The organism is Pedobacter cryoconitis, from assembly GCF_001590605.1.
In the GTDB taxonomy this organism is placed as follows: Bacteria; Bacteroidota; Bacteroidia; order Sphingobacteriales; family Sphingobacteriaceae; genus Pedobacter; species Pedobacter cryoconitis_A.
Genome location: NZ_CP014504.1, coordinates 4,180,569 through 4,201,172 on the forward strand (window position 1 = coordinate 4,180,569; position 20,604 = coordinate 4,201,172).

General features: G+C 34.3%; 17 protein-coding genes. 14 read left to right on the plus strand and 3 right to left on the minus strand.

Annotated features, from left to right (window positions below):
- Positions 1–6: 6 nt before the first annotated feature.
- Both AY601_RS17370 and AY601_RS17375 read left to right on the plus strand, forming a co-directional pair.
- Positions 7–645 (plus strand): hypothetical protein, encoded by a 639-nt coding sequence (locus AY601_RS17370; RefSeq protein ID WP_068403337.1) that lies wholly within the window; start codon positions 7–9, stop codon positions 643–645.
- A 42-nt stretch (positions 646–687) separates the two neighbouring features.
- The gene (locus AY601_RS17375) at positions 688–1,884 is read left to right on the plus strand and encodes an MFS transporter (RefSeq protein WP_068403339.1); all 1,197 of its coding nucleotides are present in this window, start codon (positions 688–690) and stop codon (positions 1,882–1,884) included.
- Here AY601_RS17375 and lgt read toward each other — a convergent pair.
- Together lgt and AY601_RS17385 are read right to left on the minus strand one after the other, a co-directional pair.
- Entirely contained in the window at positions 1,874–2,731 is an 858-nt protein-coding gene (gene lgt / locus AY601_RS17380) for a prolipoprotein diacylglyceryl transferase (RefSeq protein WP_084359329.1), read from the minus strand. The genes AY601_RS17375 and lgt overlap by 11 nt on opposite strands.
- 151 nt (positions 2,732–2,882) lie before the next feature.
- Positions 2,883–3,503, minus strand: coding sequence for a DUF4254 domain-containing protein (locus AY601_RS17385; protein ID WP_068403341.1), 621 nt, complete (start codon positions 3,501–3,503; stop codon positions 2,883–2,885).
- 941 nt (positions 3,504–4,444) lie between these two features.
- On the opposite strand from AY601_RS17385, the gene AY601_RS17390 reads away from it, so the two are divergent.
- From AY601_RS17390 to AY601_RS17440, 12 genes are all read left to right on the plus strand, one after another.
- Complete coding sequence (locus tag AY601_RS17390; protein ID WP_068403343.1) at positions 4,445–5,320, plus strand: UPF0489 family protein; 876 nt, start codon at positions 4,445–4,447, stop codon at positions 5,318–5,320.
- Positions 5,321–5,334: 14 nt separating this feature from the next.
- Positions 5,335–7,167 carry a S41 family peptidase gene (locus AY601_RS17395; protein WP_068403345.1) on the plus strand — a complete coding sequence of 611 codons (1,833 nt, stop codon included), beginning with the start codon at positions 5,335–5,337 and terminating at the stop codon, positions 7,165–7,167.
- A 168-nt stretch (positions 7,168–7,335) separates the two neighbouring features.
- Positions 7,336–7,509, plus strand: a complete 174-nt coding sequence (locus AY601_RS25765; protein WP_157287991.1) for a hypothetical protein — start codon at positions 7,336–7,338, stop codon at positions 7,507–7,509.
- A gap of 410 nt (positions 7,510–7,919) precedes the next feature.
- Positions 7,920–9,134: a radical SAM/SPASM domain-containing protein gene (locus AY601_RS17400; RefSeq protein ID WP_198163545.1), complete on the plus strand. Its 1,215-nt coding sequence runs from the start codon at positions 7,920–7,922 to the stop codon at positions 9,132–9,134.
- Between the two features lie 7 nt (positions 9,135–9,141).
- Positions 9,142–11,040 carry a S8 family serine peptidase gene (locus AY601_RS17405; RefSeq protein ID WP_068403349.1) on the plus strand — a complete coding sequence of 633 codons (1,899 nt, stop codon included), beginning with the start codon at positions 9,142–9,144 and terminating at the stop codon, positions 11,038–11,040.
- 3 nt (positions 11,041–11,043) lie between these two features.
- The gene (locus tag AY601_RS17410; protein WP_068403351.1) at positions 11,044–11,874 is read left to right on the plus strand and encodes a cupin-like domain-containing protein; all 831 of its coding nucleotides are present in this window, start codon (positions 11,044–11,046) and stop codon (positions 11,872–11,874) included.
- An 8-nt stretch (positions 11,875–11,882) separates the two neighbouring features.
- Complete coding sequence (locus tag AY601_RS17415) at positions 11,883–12,452, plus strand: 2OG-Fe(II) oxygenase (protein ID WP_068403353.1); 570 nt, start codon at positions 11,883–11,885, stop codon at positions 12,450–12,452.
- On the plus strand, positions 12,439–12,696 hold the full coding sequence (locus AY601_RS17420; protein ID WP_068403355.1) for a hypothetical protein: 258 nt from the start codon (positions 12,439–12,441) through the stop codon (positions 12,694–12,696). Before AY601_RS17415 ends, AY601_RS17420 begins: the two co-directional genes overlap by 14 nt.
- Before the next feature lie 38 nt (positions 12,697–12,734).
- A complete protein-coding gene (locus AY601_RS17425) occupies positions 12,735–14,549 on the plus strand; it encodes a hypothetical protein (protein WP_068403357.1) in 1,815 nt (604 codons plus the stop codon).
- Positions 14,549–14,920 carry a hypothetical protein gene (locus tag AY601_RS17430; protein WP_157287993.1) on the plus strand — a complete coding sequence of 124 codons (372 nt, stop codon included), beginning with the start codon at positions 14,549–14,551 and terminating at the stop codon, positions 14,918–14,920. Before AY601_RS17425 ends, AY601_RS17430 begins: the two co-directional genes overlap by 1 nt.
- Positions 14,921–14,951: 31 nt before the next feature.
- The gene (locus AY601_RS17435; protein WP_068403361.1) at positions 14,952–17,360 is read left to right on the plus strand and encodes an outer membrane beta-barrel family protein; all 2,409 of its coding nucleotides are present in this window, start codon (positions 14,952–14,954) and stop codon (positions 17,358–17,360) included.
- The gene (locus AY601_RS17440; RefSeq protein WP_068403363.1) at positions 17,335–18,795 is read left to right on the plus strand and encodes a condensation domain-containing protein; all 1,461 of its coding nucleotides are present in this window, start codon (positions 17,335–17,337) and stop codon (positions 18,793–18,795) included. The genes AY601_RS17435 and AY601_RS17440 overlap by 26 nt, the downstream gene beginning before the upstream one ends.
- On the opposite strand, the gene AY601_RS17445 is transcribed toward AY601_RS17440, so the two are convergent.
- Entirely contained in the window at positions 18,764–20,602 is a 1,839-nt protein-coding gene (locus AY601_RS17445) for a hypothetical protein (protein WP_068403365.1), read from the minus strand. The genes AY601_RS17440 and AY601_RS17445 overlap by 32 nt on opposite strands.
- Between the last annotated feature and the right edge of the window lie 2 nt (positions 20,603–20,604).

Consider the following 20,604-nt stretch of genomic DNA (forward strand, 5'->3'; position numbering starts at 1 on the left):
ATATTTATGATCAATACATCAGACCTTCAATTGTTGCCAGACAACAAAAAACTACAATCCGCCTGCAAAGCTATGGCCGTATTGGATGCCATACTTTGTCAGGACTGGACTTACCGTTACTACTCTTATAATAGTCAATGGAGCGAGGATGAGGAATTTTTTGAAATGCGCAACGGAGAAGGTGATCAGCTACTGGTTTTATTCAGAAATGAAGGAGCCGTAATTAATGGTTATTTCTCTGAAACAGCACAAGGGGAAAAAGACAAATTAACTGATCAGCTTCCTGAAGTATTCCATGAATTCATTTTTGGGGAACCTGTAAATTCCGCCGGAACAACATTTTCAGTATGGCAACTAAACGGTCAGCCCTGGAAAACAGGGATCCCTGCCGAAAACGACGACCATTCAGCAGAACTGCTTAGCCCGCTGGACGCAAAACCTGCTACTTATGTTAAATGGGCAGCTGATTATTTTAAAGGAAGTTATGTAGAAAGTGGAATTCCCCTAGATACCGTAACCAGGATTTTTAACCAGGAACCACTAACTAAAGAGATGGTTTGTTCTTTGGTTAACGACCTCGAAGACTGGGATCAGCTGATAGAAGATCTGATAGAAATTTCATATCCATATCATATAAATCTGTAAACCAATGCAATTGGCCCTAACAATCTTATCTTTGCGGCCAATATGAAATTACTGAAGTTAATTACTAACACAAAAATAAGCCTGATCACACTTTGCCTGGGTGGTATCAGCCTGGGAATGACAGAATTCATGATGATGGGGGTTTTGCCGGATGTCGCTAAAACCCTCAGCATTAGTATTCCCTCAGCAGGGAACTTAATCTCTATTTATGCACTGGGTGTGATTATCGGAGCTCCGGTAATGGTTGCCGTCCTTGGCAAATATCCTCCTAAAAAGGTTTTGATCGGACTGATGATTACCGTAGCCAGCGGTAACATCTTGTTCAGCTTTGCTCCTACTTACGGGCTTCTGCTTGCAGCACGCTTCCTGGTTGGCTTACCACATGGTGCATTTTTTGGTATCGGCGCGGTAGTCGCCAGCAGATTAGCAGATCCGGGAAGCGAAGCCAAATCAGTATCGGTTATGTTTGCCGGTCTTACGATAGCCAATATAATTGGTGTACCTCTGGGTACATTTATCGGCCATAATGTGAGCTGGAGGATCTCCTTCCTTTTAGTCTCTGTCATTGCCCTGATCACCGCAGCAAGTATCAAATTATGGTTACCAGTACTCCCATCACAATCAGAAACCAAATTTTCAGACAGTCTTAAAGTATTTAAAAAACCAGAACTCTGGATCATTATCGGAATTTCTGCAATAGGAACAGGAGGCTTATTTGCCTGGATCAGTTATATCGCACCACTAATGACCGAAGTCGCACATTTCAGCAGCAATATGATCACTCCAATCATGGTCATTGCAGGTTTAGGAATGGCGGTTGGGAACTTCATTGGAGGCCGTCTGGCAGACAAGTTTTCACCACTCAAAACAACCAGCTATTTATTACTGGCTATGATCGTTACCCTTATTCTTGTTGCCTTATTGAGTCACATTAAAATTGCAGCCATCTTATTGACCTTCATTACAGGAGCACTAGCCTTCGCAGTTATTGCCCCCATGCAAATGCTCATGATCGGTGCAGCAAAAGGAGCAGAAATGTTAGCCTCTTCTTCTATGCAGGCAAGTGCAAATACAGGAAATGCTTTAGGCGCATTTTTAGGCGGTATGCCAATTGCAGCCTATGGTTTTACCTCTCCACAATATGTAGGTGCAGGATTAGCCTTCGGCGGATTTTTACTGTGTATGTTACTCACCTCATTGTTTAATAACAGAACGAAATTGAAAACTGCTATTGCTTAGCAGTTTTCAATTTCGTTACTTCTTCTTTCATCGGCCTCTGCTCTTCTTCTCCCCTTTTAAGGTACATAATAACCATACCCGTTAAAATGAATGGAATACTCAGCAACTGGCCCATATTCAAAAGCATGCCTGCTTCAAAAGCAGATTGATCTTCTTTGATAAATTCAATCGCAATCCTGAAACAGAAGATCAAAAAGATGACCATTCCAAAATAAAACCCATAAGCTCTCGGATATTTCTTCATCATCAGGTAAACAAAGCCAAAGATTAACAAATAAGCGATAGCTTCATATAATTGTGCTGGATGGCGTGGAATATTATCATCTCTGAGAAAAACAAAAGCCCAGCTCACCTCAGTTGGCTTGCCAATAATCTCTGAATTCATTAAATTACCCAACCGGATAAAAGTACCAGCCAGTGGTACTACCAATGCTACCTGATCCAACAGAAACCACAATTTCACTTTGAACTTTCTGCTAAACAAGATTAAGCTCAACATAATTCCTATTCCACCACCATGACTCGCCAGCCCAAGGAAACCTGTAATACGGAAATGTGGCGTAAACGTAACAGGAAGAACTGCTTCTAATGGATGCTGAGAAAAATAAGCAAAATCATAAAACAGAACATGACCGAGGCGTGCGCCGATAAGCGTTCCTAAAACAACATATATGGTTAAAGAATCCATGAGTTCAACATCAATTCCATATTTAATAAATTGTTTCTTCAATACAATATAGCTGGAAACAAATGCAAGAAGGAAAAACAAAGAATAATACTTTAATGCAAAAAATCCTAAATCTATTATTGAATCACCGGGATTCCATATAACGGTAGCTATGCTCATATCTGCTCAATTTTTTTGTTAACGCCTGCAAATATAGACCATATAATGACATATGCAATAACGTTGCAGAATAGCAATCAAATCAACGCGAACTCCATTATAAGATTATATCCCTCTATGCAATTAGCTTGAATAAATTCAGAATTCCAGTTCATACTCCTCTTTTGTATAGAATAGGGTTTAGATCAGCATCGTTATACATCTTCATTTGCTTATAAACTTTCATAATCTTCCTTCCCTCCTCAATATCATTTAATAATTCATTTAGACTATGGCAAAGATCAACGTCTTGGACTAATAAAATACGTAGTTTTTCCTCACAATTAAACACATGTTGTTCTGTTGCATCTATTCTTATTGCTTCTTCTTTCATGTGATAGATTTTCAAAGAAAGAATGGATAATCTGTCAATCGCCCAAGCCGGGCTTTCTGTATTGATTCTGGCGTTTCCTTTAGGATTGATTTGAAAATATTTAGAATAAAAATAATCATCAATTTCCTCTACAAGGTTTGTTCTTTTTTGATTGGAAGCATCAATTTTGCGTTTCCAATCTAAGCCTAAAGCTGGATCTATCAATGGGTTACGAACTTCATCTTCCATATGCCATTGAACCAAGTCTATCCAGCACTTGAGGTACAACAAGTGCTCAAGAGTATGAATAGGATAAGGGTTTTCCACTGACTGGTCAATTTCATTTTTGTAGTGATAGTCTTGAATTGCACTAATGAAGATATTTTTACAGAGATCACTTATTCTGGTATTTAATTTCATTTAAGTTATTTTTAATTCACCTACAATATAACAATAAGATTAACAGATATACAAATACTTACCACAGAAATCAGCTTCTATATTATTGTTTTAAACAGCCATTCACCCTAATAATATTTACTTATAATACAATATTATTGGAATTAGCTTATAAAATCAAGTTTTTATTGCCCTTATAGATAATTACAATTGAAAATACAGATAGAGATCTTTGGTAATTCTCATTCATTTCCTATCCAAATATTTCTCTTCCCCAGATTAAGTGCATCTAAATATTAGTCTTACAAAATTTGATTTATATTTTTTCTTATTTATAAGTTTATCATAAACACACCAATATAAATATATTTTTCATTTACTCAAAATATACTTGCTCAAAATGATATTTATCGGGAAACAGATAATACAAATACTTCAATTATTTGTTTGGTTTCCCATGAAACAAGATTGATCTATAAGATTTAAAAGAAAAATAAAAAAAAACATAACATATTAGAAAATAATAAATCAAAAAAACAATATTTTTTGTCACAAAAATCAACAGTAAGATGGTTGGTATATCAAAAAGCTACATTCAGATAAAACTCCTATCAATATTGCATCTCCTATAGACATTGTATATACAATTCTAATCCGTAAGACACAGATTTACTGCTATAAGCAAAATAAAAAAATATTAAACATCAGCTTTACAAAGACAAATAAAAGCAATAAAAAAAGCTTTTATTTGACATAAGGAAATCTTTTTGTTTAATTTAAGAAATAATAATTTATTATATTAAATTAACTATCATAATTAAAAGATATATTTTATATAATCAGAAATCAATGTAATAATATAATAATAAACGTAATGCTATTATTACATTATGATTAAAAATATTATTTGTATAACTAACTTATTTTTTTTAAACTTGTGATAGACAACCATCTATAAGCCAATGAAAATACCTACAATTATCCTTGAAGAACATCATGAGGCTTTTATTGCATGGACGCTCGCTACTAAAAAAGGAATTATTTCTAAAAGGAATACATTGTTGCATTTTGACGATCATTCAGACCTTAGAACTCCACTCTTAAATACTGCTGCGACAGACATCTTGGCTAAAGACGAGGCTGAGATTAAAGCATTCGCCTACCAGGAATTGAATATTGATACTTTTATTATCCCAGCTATCTATCTTGACATTATTGACAATTTTATTTGGGTAAGAAGAGATATGCCAAAGATTGGAAATTTTGAAATGTATATAAGGTCTTATAATGATCAGGCGAAAAAATTCATCTCAGATAAATACACCCCCACCGCCTCAAGTAGCACTTTTAAAACATATAATTACTCCAAGTTTGATTTCACTGGCTTCAAAAACTCAAAATTTGACAAACAAGCTGACATCTTATTAGATATTGATTTAGATTATTTTTCCTGTTGTGAATCTCCTAACAAAGAAGTGGTAATGGAAACAACTAAACAGGAATATGATGACTTTACATCCAACAAATACCATACTCTAAATTTCACAAGCTCAACAGTAAATGCGGTTCAGTATAAAGGAAGTCATTTTTTCATCTTTAATAAAACCGACTACCACTATCCCAGCTCACGGGAACTAAACGAAGTGGAAATCAACGAACAAATAAAAGATCTAGTAGGGGCATTAGAGCTGTCCCGGATAAAGCCCAGGTTAATTACCATTTGCAGATCCAGACATAGCGGTTTCACACCTGCTCATCAGTGGCAAATGATTGAAAACAATCTGCTAAAGGAGCTTGATCAGCTCTATGATATGAAAAAAATGGGTATAGACTTTTAAAATCAGGAATATCTATGTGTAAGCAGAAAAACTTATTAGCCATCATCTTTCTTCTTTTCGGAACTGTTCAGCTTTGCTTTTCGCAGACTTATGCCTATTATAAAACCAGGAAATACATAAAAAATTATACTTGGTTACCTGATTTCAAACTAAAAGCTTCAGGCCTGCAATTTCCTGTTTTTGATGATATGGAGAGTCTTGGTCAAAGTTTTCTTCTCCCAAATCAGTCTATACTTAATTTCAAAACAAAGTCCGATACACCAGAAAAAATCTCCTCACTAAATCTTGTCCTCCGTTTTTTTGTACAGAATGTAAGTATCGCAGAGTTTAAAATAACCGATAATCAATCTCATGAATTAAAGAGGACCGTTAAATTTATCAGTCAGGGCTACCAACCACCGCTTTTCCTAAATTTCGACTCATTATCAGCCTTTGACAAAAAAAACCTGAAAATTGCAATCACCTTTCAAAATCTGAACACTAAAAACTTAGCTAGATTTATAGTTGGCGATGCCTGGCTTGGAGATAGTAAAATCGAAAAACACCTTTCTCCATCCAAAACCTTTATGGATTTGCCTTACAGCAACCCCAGGAGCACCTCATCTGTTCAACTTACTCCCTTTGAATCAACCGGGCAATACCTACATTTCCCAACTGATCAATACGAGGAACACTATAAATCAAACGTCTTTATTGAAGATTCCTTACGTAAACCTGAAGAGATTCTAAATGACGTATTTTTTTCTCTGCTCAGAAGTTATCCATTTTATAACGAAAGAAATTTAGACAAAAATCAAATACTTACTAAAGCAGAGGCACTGCTCAGGGAAAAATCATCACTCTGCGATAAAGTTGCTAAAATCAGCCACTTCTTAAATACAGAACTTAAGGATCCACATTTCTCTATCCAGTCAAAATGTTCTTTACAATCGGATAAACCATTGATTACCCCCATATATTGTTACAATTTCAATGACAGAGCTATTGTTTCGGCTATCCTAGATACAGAGTTAGAAGAAAAAATCCCCCTTGGGAGTGAAATACTAGAGATTAACGGCAAAAGGATCAGCTTAAGCAAAGAGTTTACAGTTGACCATCTGCATCAGTTATTAAAGAAAACCCCCGGCGAAAAAATGATAGTTAAACTCATTAATCCCGCAGGCATAACAGATGAAGTAAATTATAGCTTAAAACCTATGTATAGTACCTCAAAAAAATATAGCGGAAACAAGGGTGATACCTATACCTTTTTAAATGATTCAACTACATATTATAAAATCAACAGTATCAATGATCAGACTATCAATACTTTCATTTCTAATCTGGATAGCATAAATACTAAAAAGAACTTAATTCTTGACTTCAGGAATTGTGGCGGAGGTGATTTCCTTGCCGGAGCAAGATTTTTATCTTCTTTTATTCAGAAACCATTTAAATACTTTGATTTTGAAAAACTGAATTCAAACAAATTAGACTCTGTTATAGTAAACAGAAATCTTTCTCCTTCAAATTTCAGAGAGAATGGTAGAATAGCGGTAATTATCAATAAAAATAGTGCTTGTGTTGCAGAATTACTTGCTGGTTGTTTAAAGAAGGAAAGAGCTAATGCCAAGATTTTTGGCAGTGAAAGTTCAATTGGTGCACTGGCATTTACTTACCAAGTAGTCTTACCAAATGAAGAAATCTCATTTACTACAAATGCCATTAGCTATGGGAAAATTTTAATTAATGGAAAGTCGATAGAAACAAAGGGAATTGTTCCTGATGTACTGGTAAAACTGGAGAAAGTAGAGGACTTGGCTCCATATGAGGACAAGGTTTTGCGTGCTGCAGTAAATGGGATCTAATCAAAAAACTACTTAGTAAATACTGTTACCCCTATTCTTAGGAAAAAAGGCACATAAAAAACAAATTATTTCTTGTATAACATTTTTAATACAAGGAAAAAAAATAATTAAATAGATTAAAAATATTACCTTTAATTAACCAATTTTTCAACCTTTAATCCTTAAATCATGGACAAAGAACAATTAAAAGCAGAATTACTAAGAAAAGAATTAGTAAAACCTAATTCGACAGAAGAAAGACTAGCAATGGAAGTAGAATCACTTTGTGAAACCTTCGACTGCACAGGAAACTTTGGAAGAGCCGATGGAAATATCGGCAGTGATAATGATATCTTATTTTAAGATTCATTAGCGAATACAATAGCATTTAATATGCTATTGTATTCATTCATTGCGACCATTTCACTGTAGTGTTTATTCATATTTAAAACTGTGACTATTGTTTCTTTATAATTCTTAATAAAGAATTCAGATAAATAGTAATCATTAACTTTTGATATCAACTAATCAAATTAATTATGCAACTTCTTAAATCCAGCCCATATAATGTTCTGATCCCAGTCGATGACAGGGAAGAGTTTTTAATCTTTAATACACTTACAGGAGGTATCGAAATATTGAATGCTGAAGAGGGGAAACTGATGTCAGAGATCTCTTGCTTACCCTATTTTCAAAAAGAAGTTTATACTGATCATCTACTGCTACTGGAATACTTATTCTCCAAAGAATATATCATTGATTCTGAAAAAAATATGATTGAAATCTTTGAAAAAAACAGCAACGATTACCAGTTCAAAAATGCCGGAACAATCTATCTCACTATCGGCACAACAATTTCATGCAATATGGGATGCTCCTATTGCTTTGAATTTGTTAAGCCTAACCATACCCTGAAAGATGATAAAGTTAAGAAACAAACTATCATCTATATTGATGAAATTATACGGAAAGCGGAACAAAAAATCCATACCCTTTCAATCACGTGGTATGGTGGAGAACCACTACTTAATGTAAAGGCCATTGAAGATATGTCTGTTGGGCTAATTGAACTGGCTAAAAAACACAACCTGATATATAATGCAAAAATAATAACAAACGGGATTTATTTAACAGAAACTAATGTCCAAAAGCTGATTGACAATAAAGTTCAATTAATGCAGGTAACAATAGATGGAGCAAGAGCAATTCATGATAAAAAAAGACCGCTTAAACAAAAAAACGCAAAAAATTACTACAGAATATTAGAAAATCTTTCTCAAATACCAGAAGGTATTAATGTATTAGTGAGAATTAATGTTGATAACGAAGTGGCTGACTCAACCCCCGACATGTTAGATGATTTTCAAAGTTTTGGTATTTGGCCTGATAAGTATAAACAATTTAGTTTTGATCCCGCTTGGCTCAGATCCTATGAGGAAATCACCTTAAATGAAGAAGAAAAAGACAATAGGATGCATGTTGACGCCTTTTTTGATTTTAAACAAAATTTCCGTTTGAATTTACTCGAACGCTTTAACCGCTGGGCTAACCAGAACCAGGTTAAAGCTGCTAAATTGAAATGGGATCTTCCATCCTATCAATCTACCTGTGCAACATGGGCTTCTCCAATCAGTCTTGTTGTTGACCCAAATGGTTTCATTCATAAATGCTGGGAAACTATTCACGATGATAAACAGGCTCCAAGTTCTGTTTTTGATGCTTATGACCCCAATATCTTTGCTAAATACAGTGCTTTTAATCGCTACTCACATAATGATGTCTGCAGAAACTGTAAATATTTACCAGTTTGTGATAAGATTTCCTGCTCATATGAGGCGATTAAAAACACAGTACCTCAGTGTACTGAATGGAAATATAAAACGGAAAGTTATATCAGGGAGCAATATCTTAGAATGATCAACAATCCAGAGTCAATCAATGCTCCTACCGCAGCAGCAGCAGTAAATACCGGTCACTCAAATAAATAAGAATTAATTGAAAATTGGAATAATTGATACGGGAGTAGATCATACTCACAAACGGTTTAATCATCATCATATTACCGGAATAACTCTGTCCGAAAATCTTAGGAAAGAGATTAAACTGGTAAAAAACAGCTTTAAGGATATCAAAGGGCATGGTACAGGTATTTTGTCAATAATTGTGCAACATGCACCCTATGTGGAGACTGAAGTAGTAAAACTGGAAGCAGAAAACGGACGGATTAGTGAGAATTTACTGGTGCAGGCCATTAACTATCTCTTAAACAATAAGGAGATAGAACTGATTAATATCAGCATGGGCATCAAGACTAACAATCCTTCCAAAGAATTGAGGCTAGCCTGTGACAGAGCATCAAAACAAGGAGTGATTCTGGTTGCAGCAGTTCACTACTTACATGATAAGTTATGTTATCCCGCTCATTTTAGTTCAGTACTTGGCGTAGGGCAAGGAATTGTGGAGACTAAACACAAATTCAGAAAGCTTGATAACAAATCAGCAGACATTCTGGCCAAAGGTGGGTTCCAAAGAGTGGCTTATCCGGAAAATGCCTTTAGATTCAGTGTAGGTACGAGCCTTGCCACTGCTCACTTTTCTGGAATAATCTGCAAAGCTAAGTTAGAAAACCAATGGAATGACCTGGACTCTTTAAATAGCTGGATTAAACGAAATTCGGATAATTCGATTATCAGTCTGACTAAACACGACTCTAAAATAAGAAAATTAAATAAAACTGAGACGCCAGTATTCTCTGCGGAAGAAATTTATAATTCTTTAAAACCAGCTGCAGGAATTTTAAATATAGCTATCTATCCATTTGAAGAGAAAGAAATGCAGTCTATTTTAGAATTCCCTCAACTATTCCCATATCAGCTTACACTAGCAGTCGGAAATTTAAGATCGATCAAACTAAATCAAAGCATAAGTCTGCTGGAGAACCTGGGTGTCCCCTACACTTTTGGAGAATTAGAAGATGCGGCTTATAACACATTTGATACTGTTATAATAGGCTATTTCCTGGATAAACTACTTGATCAGAACTCTTATCAGGGTTATTCATTGATTAAAGAATGTGTAAAGAGAAATAAAAATTTCATTGTTTGGGACCTGGCAATCAAAGACTTAATCCACTCAGTAATCTCAGATTCGGGCGGGGAGTATACCGGGAGTATTTTTGTTACTGCCTTTCGGAGACAGGACCAGGAGAACCTCTGTGCTTCGATGGAGCACCAGGTTTTAAAATCTCCTTCAATCTGCGTAGTTGGAACAAATAAAAAGCAAGGTAAATTTACTACCCAGTTAATCTTAAAAGAACTTCTCAGGGAAAATGGCTATAAGGTATCTCATCTATCTACAGAACCACAGGGAATAGTATTAGGAGCCGATTTCGTCTTTCCGATTGGCCACAAAAGCACAGTTGATGTGGACATCAGGGAGTGGAATAAATCTTTACGCTTTTTAACCCAGGTAATCGAAGAACATACTAAGCCAGATATCATTATTACAGGGAGCCAGGGTTCTATTTTACCTAAATACCCTATGAATGATTCTAATGCAGCAGAGATGCTAAGTTATGTTAAAGCATTTTATCCAGATACACTCATTTGCACAATCAGTCCTAATGATACTCTCGACTATATCAAAAAAACTACCGATGTAATTAAAGCTTTTGTCGATTGCGAGGTTCTGTTCTATGTTTTAACTCCATTTGAATATACAATTCATTTCAACAACCAGGTCCGTGTTTCATATAGAATGCTTGACGAAGATGAATATCAAAGTAAGCTTAAATATTTCAATGAAAATTTGAATGCCCCAGCATTCAACATCAAGGACAGGAATAACAGTCAAAAAATAATAGACATTATTATAAACAAATTTTCAAAAGGGTAAAAGATGCAGAATTTAATAGATTTATTAAGAAAAACGACTTCGGTAGCAACTGATGATGTTGCTCAATTAACCAAGAAAAACTTCAATGATAATTACGGATATGCTGGTAAACCTGTCAATTTTACAAATGCCTTTCAGGATATGCCAATTAAAATTAAGTGGACCCATGAATATCTGTCAAAGACCTTGGTTAAGCAGGAAAAAATAGAAAATACAAATGATGAGTCAGCTCCTTTATATATATCCTATGCCGATTATCTAAATATTTCTGAGCCTCATTTATATTTTAAAACCAGCGGTCTGCTAAGCGCTGAAATTAAAGAAGATTACCATATTCCCGAAGCATTTAATTGTTGGTACTCCAATACAAAATTAGGAGCACCCAAGACAAATCTGAGTTGGATCTATGCTGGTAATGCAGGAACCGGGAGCCAGATCCACCGGGATATCTGGTGGAGCAGTGCATGGAACTATCTTTTAAAAGGTAAAAAATTATGGTTGATTTATCCTGCTATTTACTCAGAGGCTATCAAAAAAAATATTTCAGAATATCAGATTAATCCCAACCTGGAAGATTGGAGCGAGGTAATTAATCTCCCTTACAAACCTTTAACTTGTATCCAAAATGCAGGTGACATGATATTTGTACCTGGAGATTGTTATCATCAGGTAATTAACCTGGAATGGACACTATCACTGACTGAGAACTTTATCAATGAAACAAATTATGACCTGGTAAGGACCTATTTCAGAAACAGCGGCAACCGGGATAATTTAAGTAAAATTGAAATGATCGTCAGAAAAGGATTTGAACAATTAGAAGCACAAAAATAAATACCGTTATGCAAAAGAAGATTGAAATAATTGACGGCAAAGAAATACACATAATCGACGATATATTTTCAGTCGCAGAAATTGAAGCTTTTTATGAATATGTAAACAGTCTTTCCTTTAGAAAACGGGAGAAGAGTTTATCATACGATGAGTTTCCAATTTTTAGCACAGATTTTATCCCGGCTACATTCGAAACCGAGACCTTTATTGGAAAAAAATCGAGAGAAATCTTAAACCAGATTAATAGTGCCGGCAAAGATTATGAGATGTGTCGTTCCTATATTAATCTGTGTGCATATGGAGATGTAGAGTATCCGCATTTTGACTGTGATCCTGATCAATCGGATATTACTGTTCTCTATTACGTAAACAAATTCTGGGATTATAAATATGGTGGAGAAACCATCTTTTATGAAAATAAACAATCACGTCTTGCCATCTTACCAACTCCCGGCAGGATTGTCATCTTCCCCGGCAATATAGAGCACATGGGAACCATACCTACACGAATCTGTAAATTGTCAAGATATAGTCTGGCAATGAAATTTAGAAAAAAAAAGAATCATGATAAAAACTAGAGATAGAGTAGTTACCATATTAAATGAAGTAATCGAGAGTGATTACGCTGAATTAAACAAACTGGAAATTAGCGATGACGAAAAACTAAGAGCAATAACTTCAGAATCTATGGTTGCCCTGATTTTTGTAACCACACTCGAAGATGAATTCTCCATAGAATTTAACGATGATGAAATAGACATCGCCTTTTTCAACAGCATTGATTATTTAGCAGAAACAGTCGACGGCCATTTAAACCAATAAATTTAAACAAATACCTTCTTCTTCCATCCCATAAATCTATGATAAGAACAACATCCTTAAAAATTTCTTCTTTTTGCATTGTAACTAAGACTATAAATGAACATAAAACCCCGTCATTTATATTTTTTAATTGCAAACTAAAGAAATGGGTTGTTCTTGATCCTTTAAACAAAGAACTGATTGAAACAGGTCAGTTCGGGAAACTTAACGAAGGTTTACTCTATGAGCTGATTTCCAGTGGAATCCTGATCCATGAGAGCCAGGAGGAGAAAAGCAGTCTGATTGAAAGATTGAAAGTATTTGATAGATTAACCATTCTTGTTGACGAGAATTTAGATGAACAATTTATCAACGATCTGAATGCTTTTACAGTCCTGCAAGGAATAACGCAGCTGGCTTTTCTATTTACCCGTGGAGGCGATGAAACTACAGAAACCGTCTCTATTATTAAACAAGCTTTTAATCAGAATGAACGATTAAAAAAAATACGCTATTTCACTCTTGAATTAAGCTGCCATGATCATCAATACATCAACTTAAGTGAATATAAGGATGATATAAATCCGGTTCCTGAAAGAGTTCATCTGCAGCAAATAATAACTAAAAGATCCTCGGAAGCTGGCTTTGAAAAAAGTGACATTACACAATATTCCTGTTATACTTACAATGAGGGTTTCTTTTCGGATAATTTTTCAAAAATAAATTTCATCAGAAATACTTACTCACTGTCATTAATAAATTCCAGTTGTAGCTATCTAAAGGAGCTACCCTTCTCCGGCCTGGTGTGTGACAGTTCACGCCTCAAAACGATAACTAAACAAATTGAGATTCATCCTGACTGCAAAAATTGTCAATTATTGGTAGGTTGTGGGGGCTACGCTACTGATCAGAACATTGTATGTCCTTCTTACAAAAACACAATCCAACATTCTATCAATAATTTTGTTCATATCGATAATCAGCCTGCAGATGAGGAATCTCCATATTTTGGGGTAAGGAACAGAGTTCACATCAAACAACAAGTAGATCTTTTATTGGAGAATCTCATTAAAACGAATACTGCTGAATTAAATAAACCATACATCAACGTCATCATAGAGGAATATAATCAGGCATTTCAATTGTCAAAAAACAATTTGACGAATCTATCAGTTTCTTGTGCCACGGAAGCCGACAAAATGGCTTCAATATTCAAGGAAGGATCTTTCGAACAGGATTTTATTCAAACCTCCTGTACCTCTGCTAAATCTTATTTAGAATATAGAAAAAAAAAATATGCCGAAAGTACTCAGATCATCGAAAAGGGGCTAAACCATGCTGTGAATTTATTATTATACCCAAATTCAGAGATTGCATTTCTGGTTATATATCAGATGTTAACTAACAAAGCTAAAGTAGCCCTTATTAATAAGGATTTTTATAACTGGAAAAAATACGTACTGGAATGTATTCATTTAATACTGAATAAGGAACAACCAGCCTCCTGTCCTGCAATAGACTTTTCTTCATTTAGTTCATTATCAACCCCTGTACTGAATGCTATAGTAATGGAAACCATTGAAAGAATACTTTTGATGAATATAAAAGATCCGGAATTTAAACATGGACCAGAATTAATCTTAAGTATTGCAGTAAATAATCAGGACAATCTGTTAAACATTCAAATTTCATCATGGGTTAGCATAATGAGAGATTTTGTTAATATAAATGAAATATATTTCTCTGATAATTTCCATATATTTATGTCATCTGCTAATGAATTAATTAGCATCAAGCCACTAAAACTTTATTTAAAAAGTTATCTGAAGAAACGCAACCCGGAACTGCTTAAAAAACTTAATACAACTCGATAATGATAAATCTTAAATACTACATCATGTGCGGAGTTTTGCTGCTGCAATTCCCAAATTACACTAAAAAATGGAATGGCAGCGATCTGCCTGGCCATAGTTACGCAACTTTTGAGGATTTCAATGGTAAGCAGGACTTTAAAATTAAGTTTGACAAGGATGACAGTTTTATTCTTAAGTATACAACAGATTTGAAAAAAGGCCAGCTTAATCTCGAAATTAAGTCATCGAACAAAACTATTTTCAATAAAGATCTTACGGGATCACAATCAGGTGAATTGAGAATTGAGAATATTAAAGGTGACAAGTACAAATTCATCTTTAAAGCTAAACATGCCGACGGCAGTTATGATATCACCTATAAAAAACTTTAATACTTAATAGCCCGTATCTGACCAATAATCAATGAAGAGCCTTTACTTTCTATTTTTTTTTATTTGCTTCTCCTGTACGTTATCTGCACAAAGCTTTAATTTATCAGGCCAGGTTATCAGTAATGGAACTCCCGTCAGGCAGGCTACTGTAATCCTTAGAAATGCTAAAGACAGCACATTAATTAAGGGGATAAACAGTAATCAAGATGGAAGATTTAGTTTCCAGAATCTCCAGAAAAATGATTTTATCCTAATTATTTCCAGTTCAGGATTCAGATCTCAAAACAAAAGAATCTCTTTGTCAGGTGATTTGACTTATAATTTTAACCTTCAAGCTGATACTTTAGTATTAAAGGAGGTGAAAATTGTTTCAAAAAAACCATTTATGACCAAAAGCCTTGATAAAACAATTATAAATATTGAGAATAGTGTTTACCAACATGCAGAAAATGGATATAGCCTGTTTAATGTGATCCCTGGTGTGGTGACAGACAAAATGGGCATAAATTATGGTGGTCAGCGATCGGTTTTAGTATATATTGACGATAGAAAACTCTACTTGCAAGGTGACGACTTAATGCGTTATCTTAAATCTATACCATCTGAAGACATTAAAACCTATGAAATCAGAACTGTTTCAGGTGCAGAATATGAAGGAAACAGCACTGGAGTAATCATCAACATTACTTTAAAAAAGAATACAAAATATGGATTAACTTCAACACTTACATCAGGTTTTGAACAAACACGATACGGACAGTTTAACAATGGCATCCTGCTAAACTACAAGACAGGGAAGTTCAATTTAAAATTGAATTATAATTATTTCACAGGAAAAAGCTTTTCCGATGACAATCAGGATCAGTTATATTACGATACCGGTATACGTTCAGTACAATCAAACAAATATTTAGATAACTATGTTCATTTAAATAATTTCACTTTTGGGATTGACTATGTACTTTCTAAAAATCAGCTGATTTCAGTAGATTATCAATCAATGATTATTAATGCCTCTTCTATTACCAATGCTATAAATGACACCTATTCTTCTATTAAATCGAATACCGTAGATTCATTTTTTCTTACCAAAAACAATAAATACATCTTATTAAAAAATCGACAGGCAAATTTTTTATACCGCATCAATTTAGATTCGCTTGGAAGTAAAATCGATATGACTTATAGTTATGTGGGCTACAGGAATATAATGACTTCAGACCTAGCCAATACTTTTTTTTATGGGAACAATACTGAAATCAGAGAGCCACAATATTTAAAATTCATTAATCCTACCGAGATAGACCTGTCAACAGGAAGCATCAGCATCATAAAGACACTAAAAAAAGATATAAGTTTACAATTAGGTGCTAAATACAATTATTCTCACACTGATAATCAGATCACCTACTATGATGGTAGTCCTCCTGGTCAAATCTTAAATGAGCAAAGATCAAATGCTTTCGTTTATAATGAAAAAATATTTGGCTTATTTGGGACCTTTTCCAAAACTTTAAAAATCTGGAGTTACAAATTAGGTTTGCGGGGTGAGTACACCAGCTATAATGGAAAAAGCACTGCACCTAACAGTAGCATTGGTGCACTAAAGTTTCTGGATAATAAACGATGGGACTTCTTTCCCTCTCTATTTGTACAGGCAAAACCAAGTCAGGAGCATGTATTTTCATTTGCCTACTCCAGGAAAATTGTCAGACCTTCTTACAATACGCTGAATCCTTTCGAAGATGTATCCGATCCTTATAATGTTTCCAGGGGTAACCCTTATTTAGTACCCTATTTTACACATACCTTCGAGTTTAATTATATCAAAAATTCAATTCATAATTTCACCTTATTTTATACCAATACAAGGAATATTATTAATACTTCTTATTCTGCCGAAAACAGGGTTATCATAGAATCTTATGCCAATCTAAATAATGAGCAGAAATTAGGGTTATCATATAGTACCACCATAAAGCCAACCTCCTGGTGGGAGATTGCACCTTATGGCAGCATAACTTATACCTGTATCTATGTAAAAAATCAGGAAAAATCTTATGCAAAACTTTCTCCTAATATATTTATCACTAATAGATTCTCACTGAAGAATGGATATTATGCTGAAGTTAATGGCAATTATGTCTACAACAATTTCTTTAGTATCTATGACTTATTACCTCAAGGCAAAATAAATTTTGCATTCAAAAAATCTTTTTTGAATGACAAGCTATCCGTCAATTTAAATCTGAATGATCCATTTAATCTGACAAGAATTGGATATGATGTAAATGAAACAACATTTCGAAGAAATATACGAAGAACACTCTCAACAAGATCTATAGCCATTGGCATCTCCTACACTTTCTCCAGGGGAAAAAAGAAGATTACGGAAATCTCAAAAGAACTAAATAATGACGAAGAAAAAAGCAGGCTATAATGACATATTAACCGAATCAAGACAATCGATCATGAAAGAAGAAGTATACGAAGCATCAGATGCTCAGTTACAATCCTGGTTAATTCAACACAAGAACAAAACGATAGGCAAAGCAACAGAACACTTAGCCCTCAAATTTGTAAAACAGGGAATCAACATCCCCGCTCTTGAAAAATCTATCGCCTCAATTATCAAAAGACATGAAAGTCTGCGTACTTCTTTCGGGCTCTGCGGGGATCAGCTGATTCAAAAAATTGCGCCTTATGATGAGGACAATTTTAAAATTGAAATTCATGAGATAAAAAGACTTGAAAGTCAAGACCATACGATCAATTCAATTACGGAAAAGGGCAACAAATGTCTGGATGATCTTCATACAGTTCCCTTACTGAAAATGTATATTTTTCATTTACCTGATGAAACTTATCTATTTAAATTATTTCTCAACCATATCATAGCAGATGTTCCATCATTAAGCTTGTTAAAAGATGAGATTAATTCATTTTACAAGTCATATGTAAGTAATCAGGAATTACAGCTACAAGACTTAAAAATCCAGCTTAAGGATTATATTAAACATCAGAACAGAATTTTCACCAGTAAAAAGGAAAGTTATAAGAAATTTTGGAACGACAGGATAGGCAGTTTATCCAGAGTAATTGATTGGGGTTTCGCTTTCGATAAATATACGCGTTCTACAGGACATACAATTAACTGTCCTAAAATCAAAGATAATATATCCATTTTCGATGCACTCGAAAATGGTTTAACAGCAGAATTTGGCCTGTACCTGGACAAAGTCTTTTATGACGGCTTAGAAAATATTTCCTTACATTATCAAACAGGTATCAGCTCCTCATTGTATACCTCATTGTTCATTCTCTTTTATCTTATTGATAACCAGGAAAGAGTACTCATAGCTTCGCCTGTATCTTTAAGAGCATCCACTCCCGGAATTTCTTCTGTAATTGCCAATTTCGATGCGGGAATTTACCTCAGAAGTGAGTTAAATGAAGATCAGCAATTCTCTAAATTTTTAACCAGAACGTATACTGATTTCATTAAATCCTATCGCCATGCAATTACGAATTACGAAAGTCTTGATCTCAACGCACAGCTCCTAAGAACTAATTGTACTGCCTATTTAAACTTCCAGCATAAAGGCATTATTGGGAAACCAAATAAAACTGCTTTTTCAGAAGGACATCGCATCAATGGGAGTTCACTTTATATGTTAACCTATGAGGTAACACAAACCGAAGATGGATATAATTGCACCTGGTATTATAATACGTCTATTTTCCCTTCCGGGTTTATAGAATGGATGGCTTTAGTTCATAAAAAAATCCTGACAGCAGTAATCCAAAATCCGGATATAACTATCAGAGAACTTAAAAGTCATTTTAATTTCTCTGATTCAGAAAGCCTTCTGTGAACAACCCAGAACTTAATTCAGGATAATTTTTCTTCAGAAATCCAAACAGGTGCTGAACAGACATTTGCTTTAAAGGTTGAGATATTGAATTGTATTCAGCATATCCAGAAGGAACTTTATTGAGTTTTACCAGCTCAAAACCATCATCAGATTTCACCAGAACAGCACATTTAACTTGCGAATTAAACCACCAATTATTCGGGTGATAGGCAATGTCAAAATCCATAAAATTACCGGTATATACAAGCATCAATGGAATGTTTTTTTTTTCTATAATCTTGTTTTTTCTCAAATAACGGAATATGCCATTTGCCAGATGCATCATCCCGGTACAAGGACTAATAATTGCAATAACAGCGTCATCACATAATAAACTCATATCCATCCGGATTCCGGTTTGAGTTGCAACAACAATTTTATCCATTGCTACGCTGGATAACCTGTTTTTTAATGTTTCCATCAAGCCAACACCCTTTTCATCGAAAAGAAGAATTTTGGCGACTGTATGAAGTGCCATATTATTGATCAGATCAATCTGTATTTCAGGATTGAGCATCTTATAGGGGGAACTGCTATTAAAAATTAAGACAACTATCTTCTCTCCTTTTTTAACGCTATGTGACCTAAGCCATAGCGCAGCATTCAATCTTTCTTGTTTCTGTATCTTAATTTCGGACTCACTGCTAGACTTTGCTGCTTTTATATTACTGATTAAGTCTGTTCTGGGTTGTCTATTCTCAAAAAACAACTTATAATGTAAATCTGAATACCATTCTATTTCATTGCCATTTTTATTAGAATAATTAAACATTGGAGTACCTTCAAATTTACTTTCATAATTCTCTTTCACATAAGACAAAAAACGAATAGTCAAATCACTATCATAAAGAATAATATCGTAATCACGGAAGTTAACATCGTCCCACTTTGCATATTTAAAACTTAAGTTCTCATCGAGGGAGAGTCCGAAAATCTTATTAAAAAAATTGATCTTTCTTTGATCTCTGCAAATCACCGTAATTGATCCATCCGGAAAAACCTTTTTAATATTGATATTGATGTTTTGAAGCCAAAAACACGAATCTCCGATGTAAAAGCTCCTTTTATGATCATCAATCAATAAAATCCTATTAAAAGTATGACCCGGATGATTGATGTTAGTAATAGAAATATTTTTAATAAGGTCAACAAATTTTTCTTCTTGTTTAGGCAAATCAAAACCAGTATAATCTGTATTAACTGCTTTTTTAAACTTCGCTATTCCCTCTAATTTATTCCTATCAAATGATGGGTAAAGCGCATCAATGAGCGAAGTTACATAAGGCAAAAAAACAGGGATCAGATCAGTTGAAGAAGTATCAACTAAAGAGAACAATCTGGGAAAGTTATTTCCATTCAAAAACTCAAACAAATAATTTTCCTGAATATGATCCAGCACAACCTTTTCATATAATGGATGACAAAGAATAAAATCATATACAGTAAAGTCAACATTTTCCCATGACTCTTCATAGATAAACTCATCAATAAAGCCCGGAAGTTGAGAATCTGTCTTCCACATCGAACTATAATTAAAGCTCTCTGCACTGCACAGATGTATTTTATACTGCTGGTTAGTATCAATCGAATTTTTAAAAACATAACAGATCATATAGATCTGACTGATCATTTTATGCTCAATATTTTCATTGACAATTTGATCAAGAAGGTTATTAATAATCAAAAGATTAAAATTACCGAATTTAATTTTGCTAAAATCCTGATCCTTTAAACATTGGAAAGCTGAAATGTCGTTGATTTGTTCCATTG

Bases quoted from the DNA above. Each gene is read 5' to 3' on its own strand.
- AY601_RS17370 (WP_068403337.1), top strand. From the start codon at position 7: ATGATCAATACATCAGACCTTCAATTGTTGCCAGACAACAAAAAACTA.
- AY601_RS17375 (WP_068403339.1), top strand. From the start codon at position 688: ATGAAATTACTGAAGTTAATTACTAACACAAAAATAAGCCTGATCACA.
- lgt (WP_084359329.1), bottom strand. From the start codon at position 2,731: ATGAGCATAGCTACCGTTATATGGAATCCCGGTGATTCAATAATAGAT.
- AY601_RS17385 (WP_068403341.1), bottom strand. From the start codon at position 3,503: ATGAAATTAAATACCAGAATAAGTGATCTCTGTAAAAATATCTTCATT.
- AY601_RS17390 (WP_068403343.1), top strand. From the start codon at position 4,445: ATGAAAATACCTACAATTATCCTTGAAGAACATCATGAGGCTTTTATT.
- AY601_RS17395 (WP_068403345.1), top strand. From the start codon at position 5,335: ATGTGTAAGCAGAAAAACTTATTAGCCATCATCTTTCTTCTTTTCGGA.
- AY601_RS25765 (WP_157287991.1), top strand. From the start codon at position 7,336: ATGGACAAAGAACAATTAAAAGCAGAATTACTAAGAAAAGAATTAGTA.
- AY601_RS17400 (WP_198163545.1), top strand. From the start codon at position 7,920: ATGATTGAAATCTTTGAAAAAAACAGCAACGATTACCAGTTCAAAAAT.
- AY601_RS17410 (WP_068403351.1), top strand. From the start codon at position 11,044: ATGCAGAATTTAATAGATTTATTAAGAAAAACGACTTCGGTAGCAACT.
- AY601_RS17415 (WP_068403353.1), top strand. From the start codon at position 11,883: ATGCAAAAGAAGATTGAAATAATTGACGGCAAAGAAATACACATAATC.
- AY601_RS17420 (WP_068403355.1), top strand. From the start codon at position 12,439: ATGATAAAAACTAGAGATAGAGTAGTTACCATATTAAATGAAGTAATC.
- AY601_RS17425 (WP_068403357.1), top strand. From the start codon at position 12,735: ATGATAAGAACAACATCCTTAAAAATTTCTTCTTTTTGCATTGTAACT.
- AY601_RS17430 (WP_157287993.1), top strand. From the start codon at position 14,549: ATGATAAATCTTAAATACTACATCATGTGCGGAGTTTTGCTGCTGCAA.
- AY601_RS17435 (WP_068403361.1), top strand. From the start codon at position 14,952: ATGAAGAGCCTTTACTTTCTATTTTTTTTTATTTGCTTCTCCTGTACG.
- AY601_RS17440 (WP_068403363.1), top strand. From the start codon at position 17,335: ATGACGAAGAAAAAAGCAGGCTATAATGACATATTAACCGAATCAAGA.
- AY601_RS17445 (WP_068403365.1), bottom strand. From the start codon at position 20,602: ATGGAACAAATCAACGACATTTCAGCTTTCCAATGTTTAAAGGATCAG.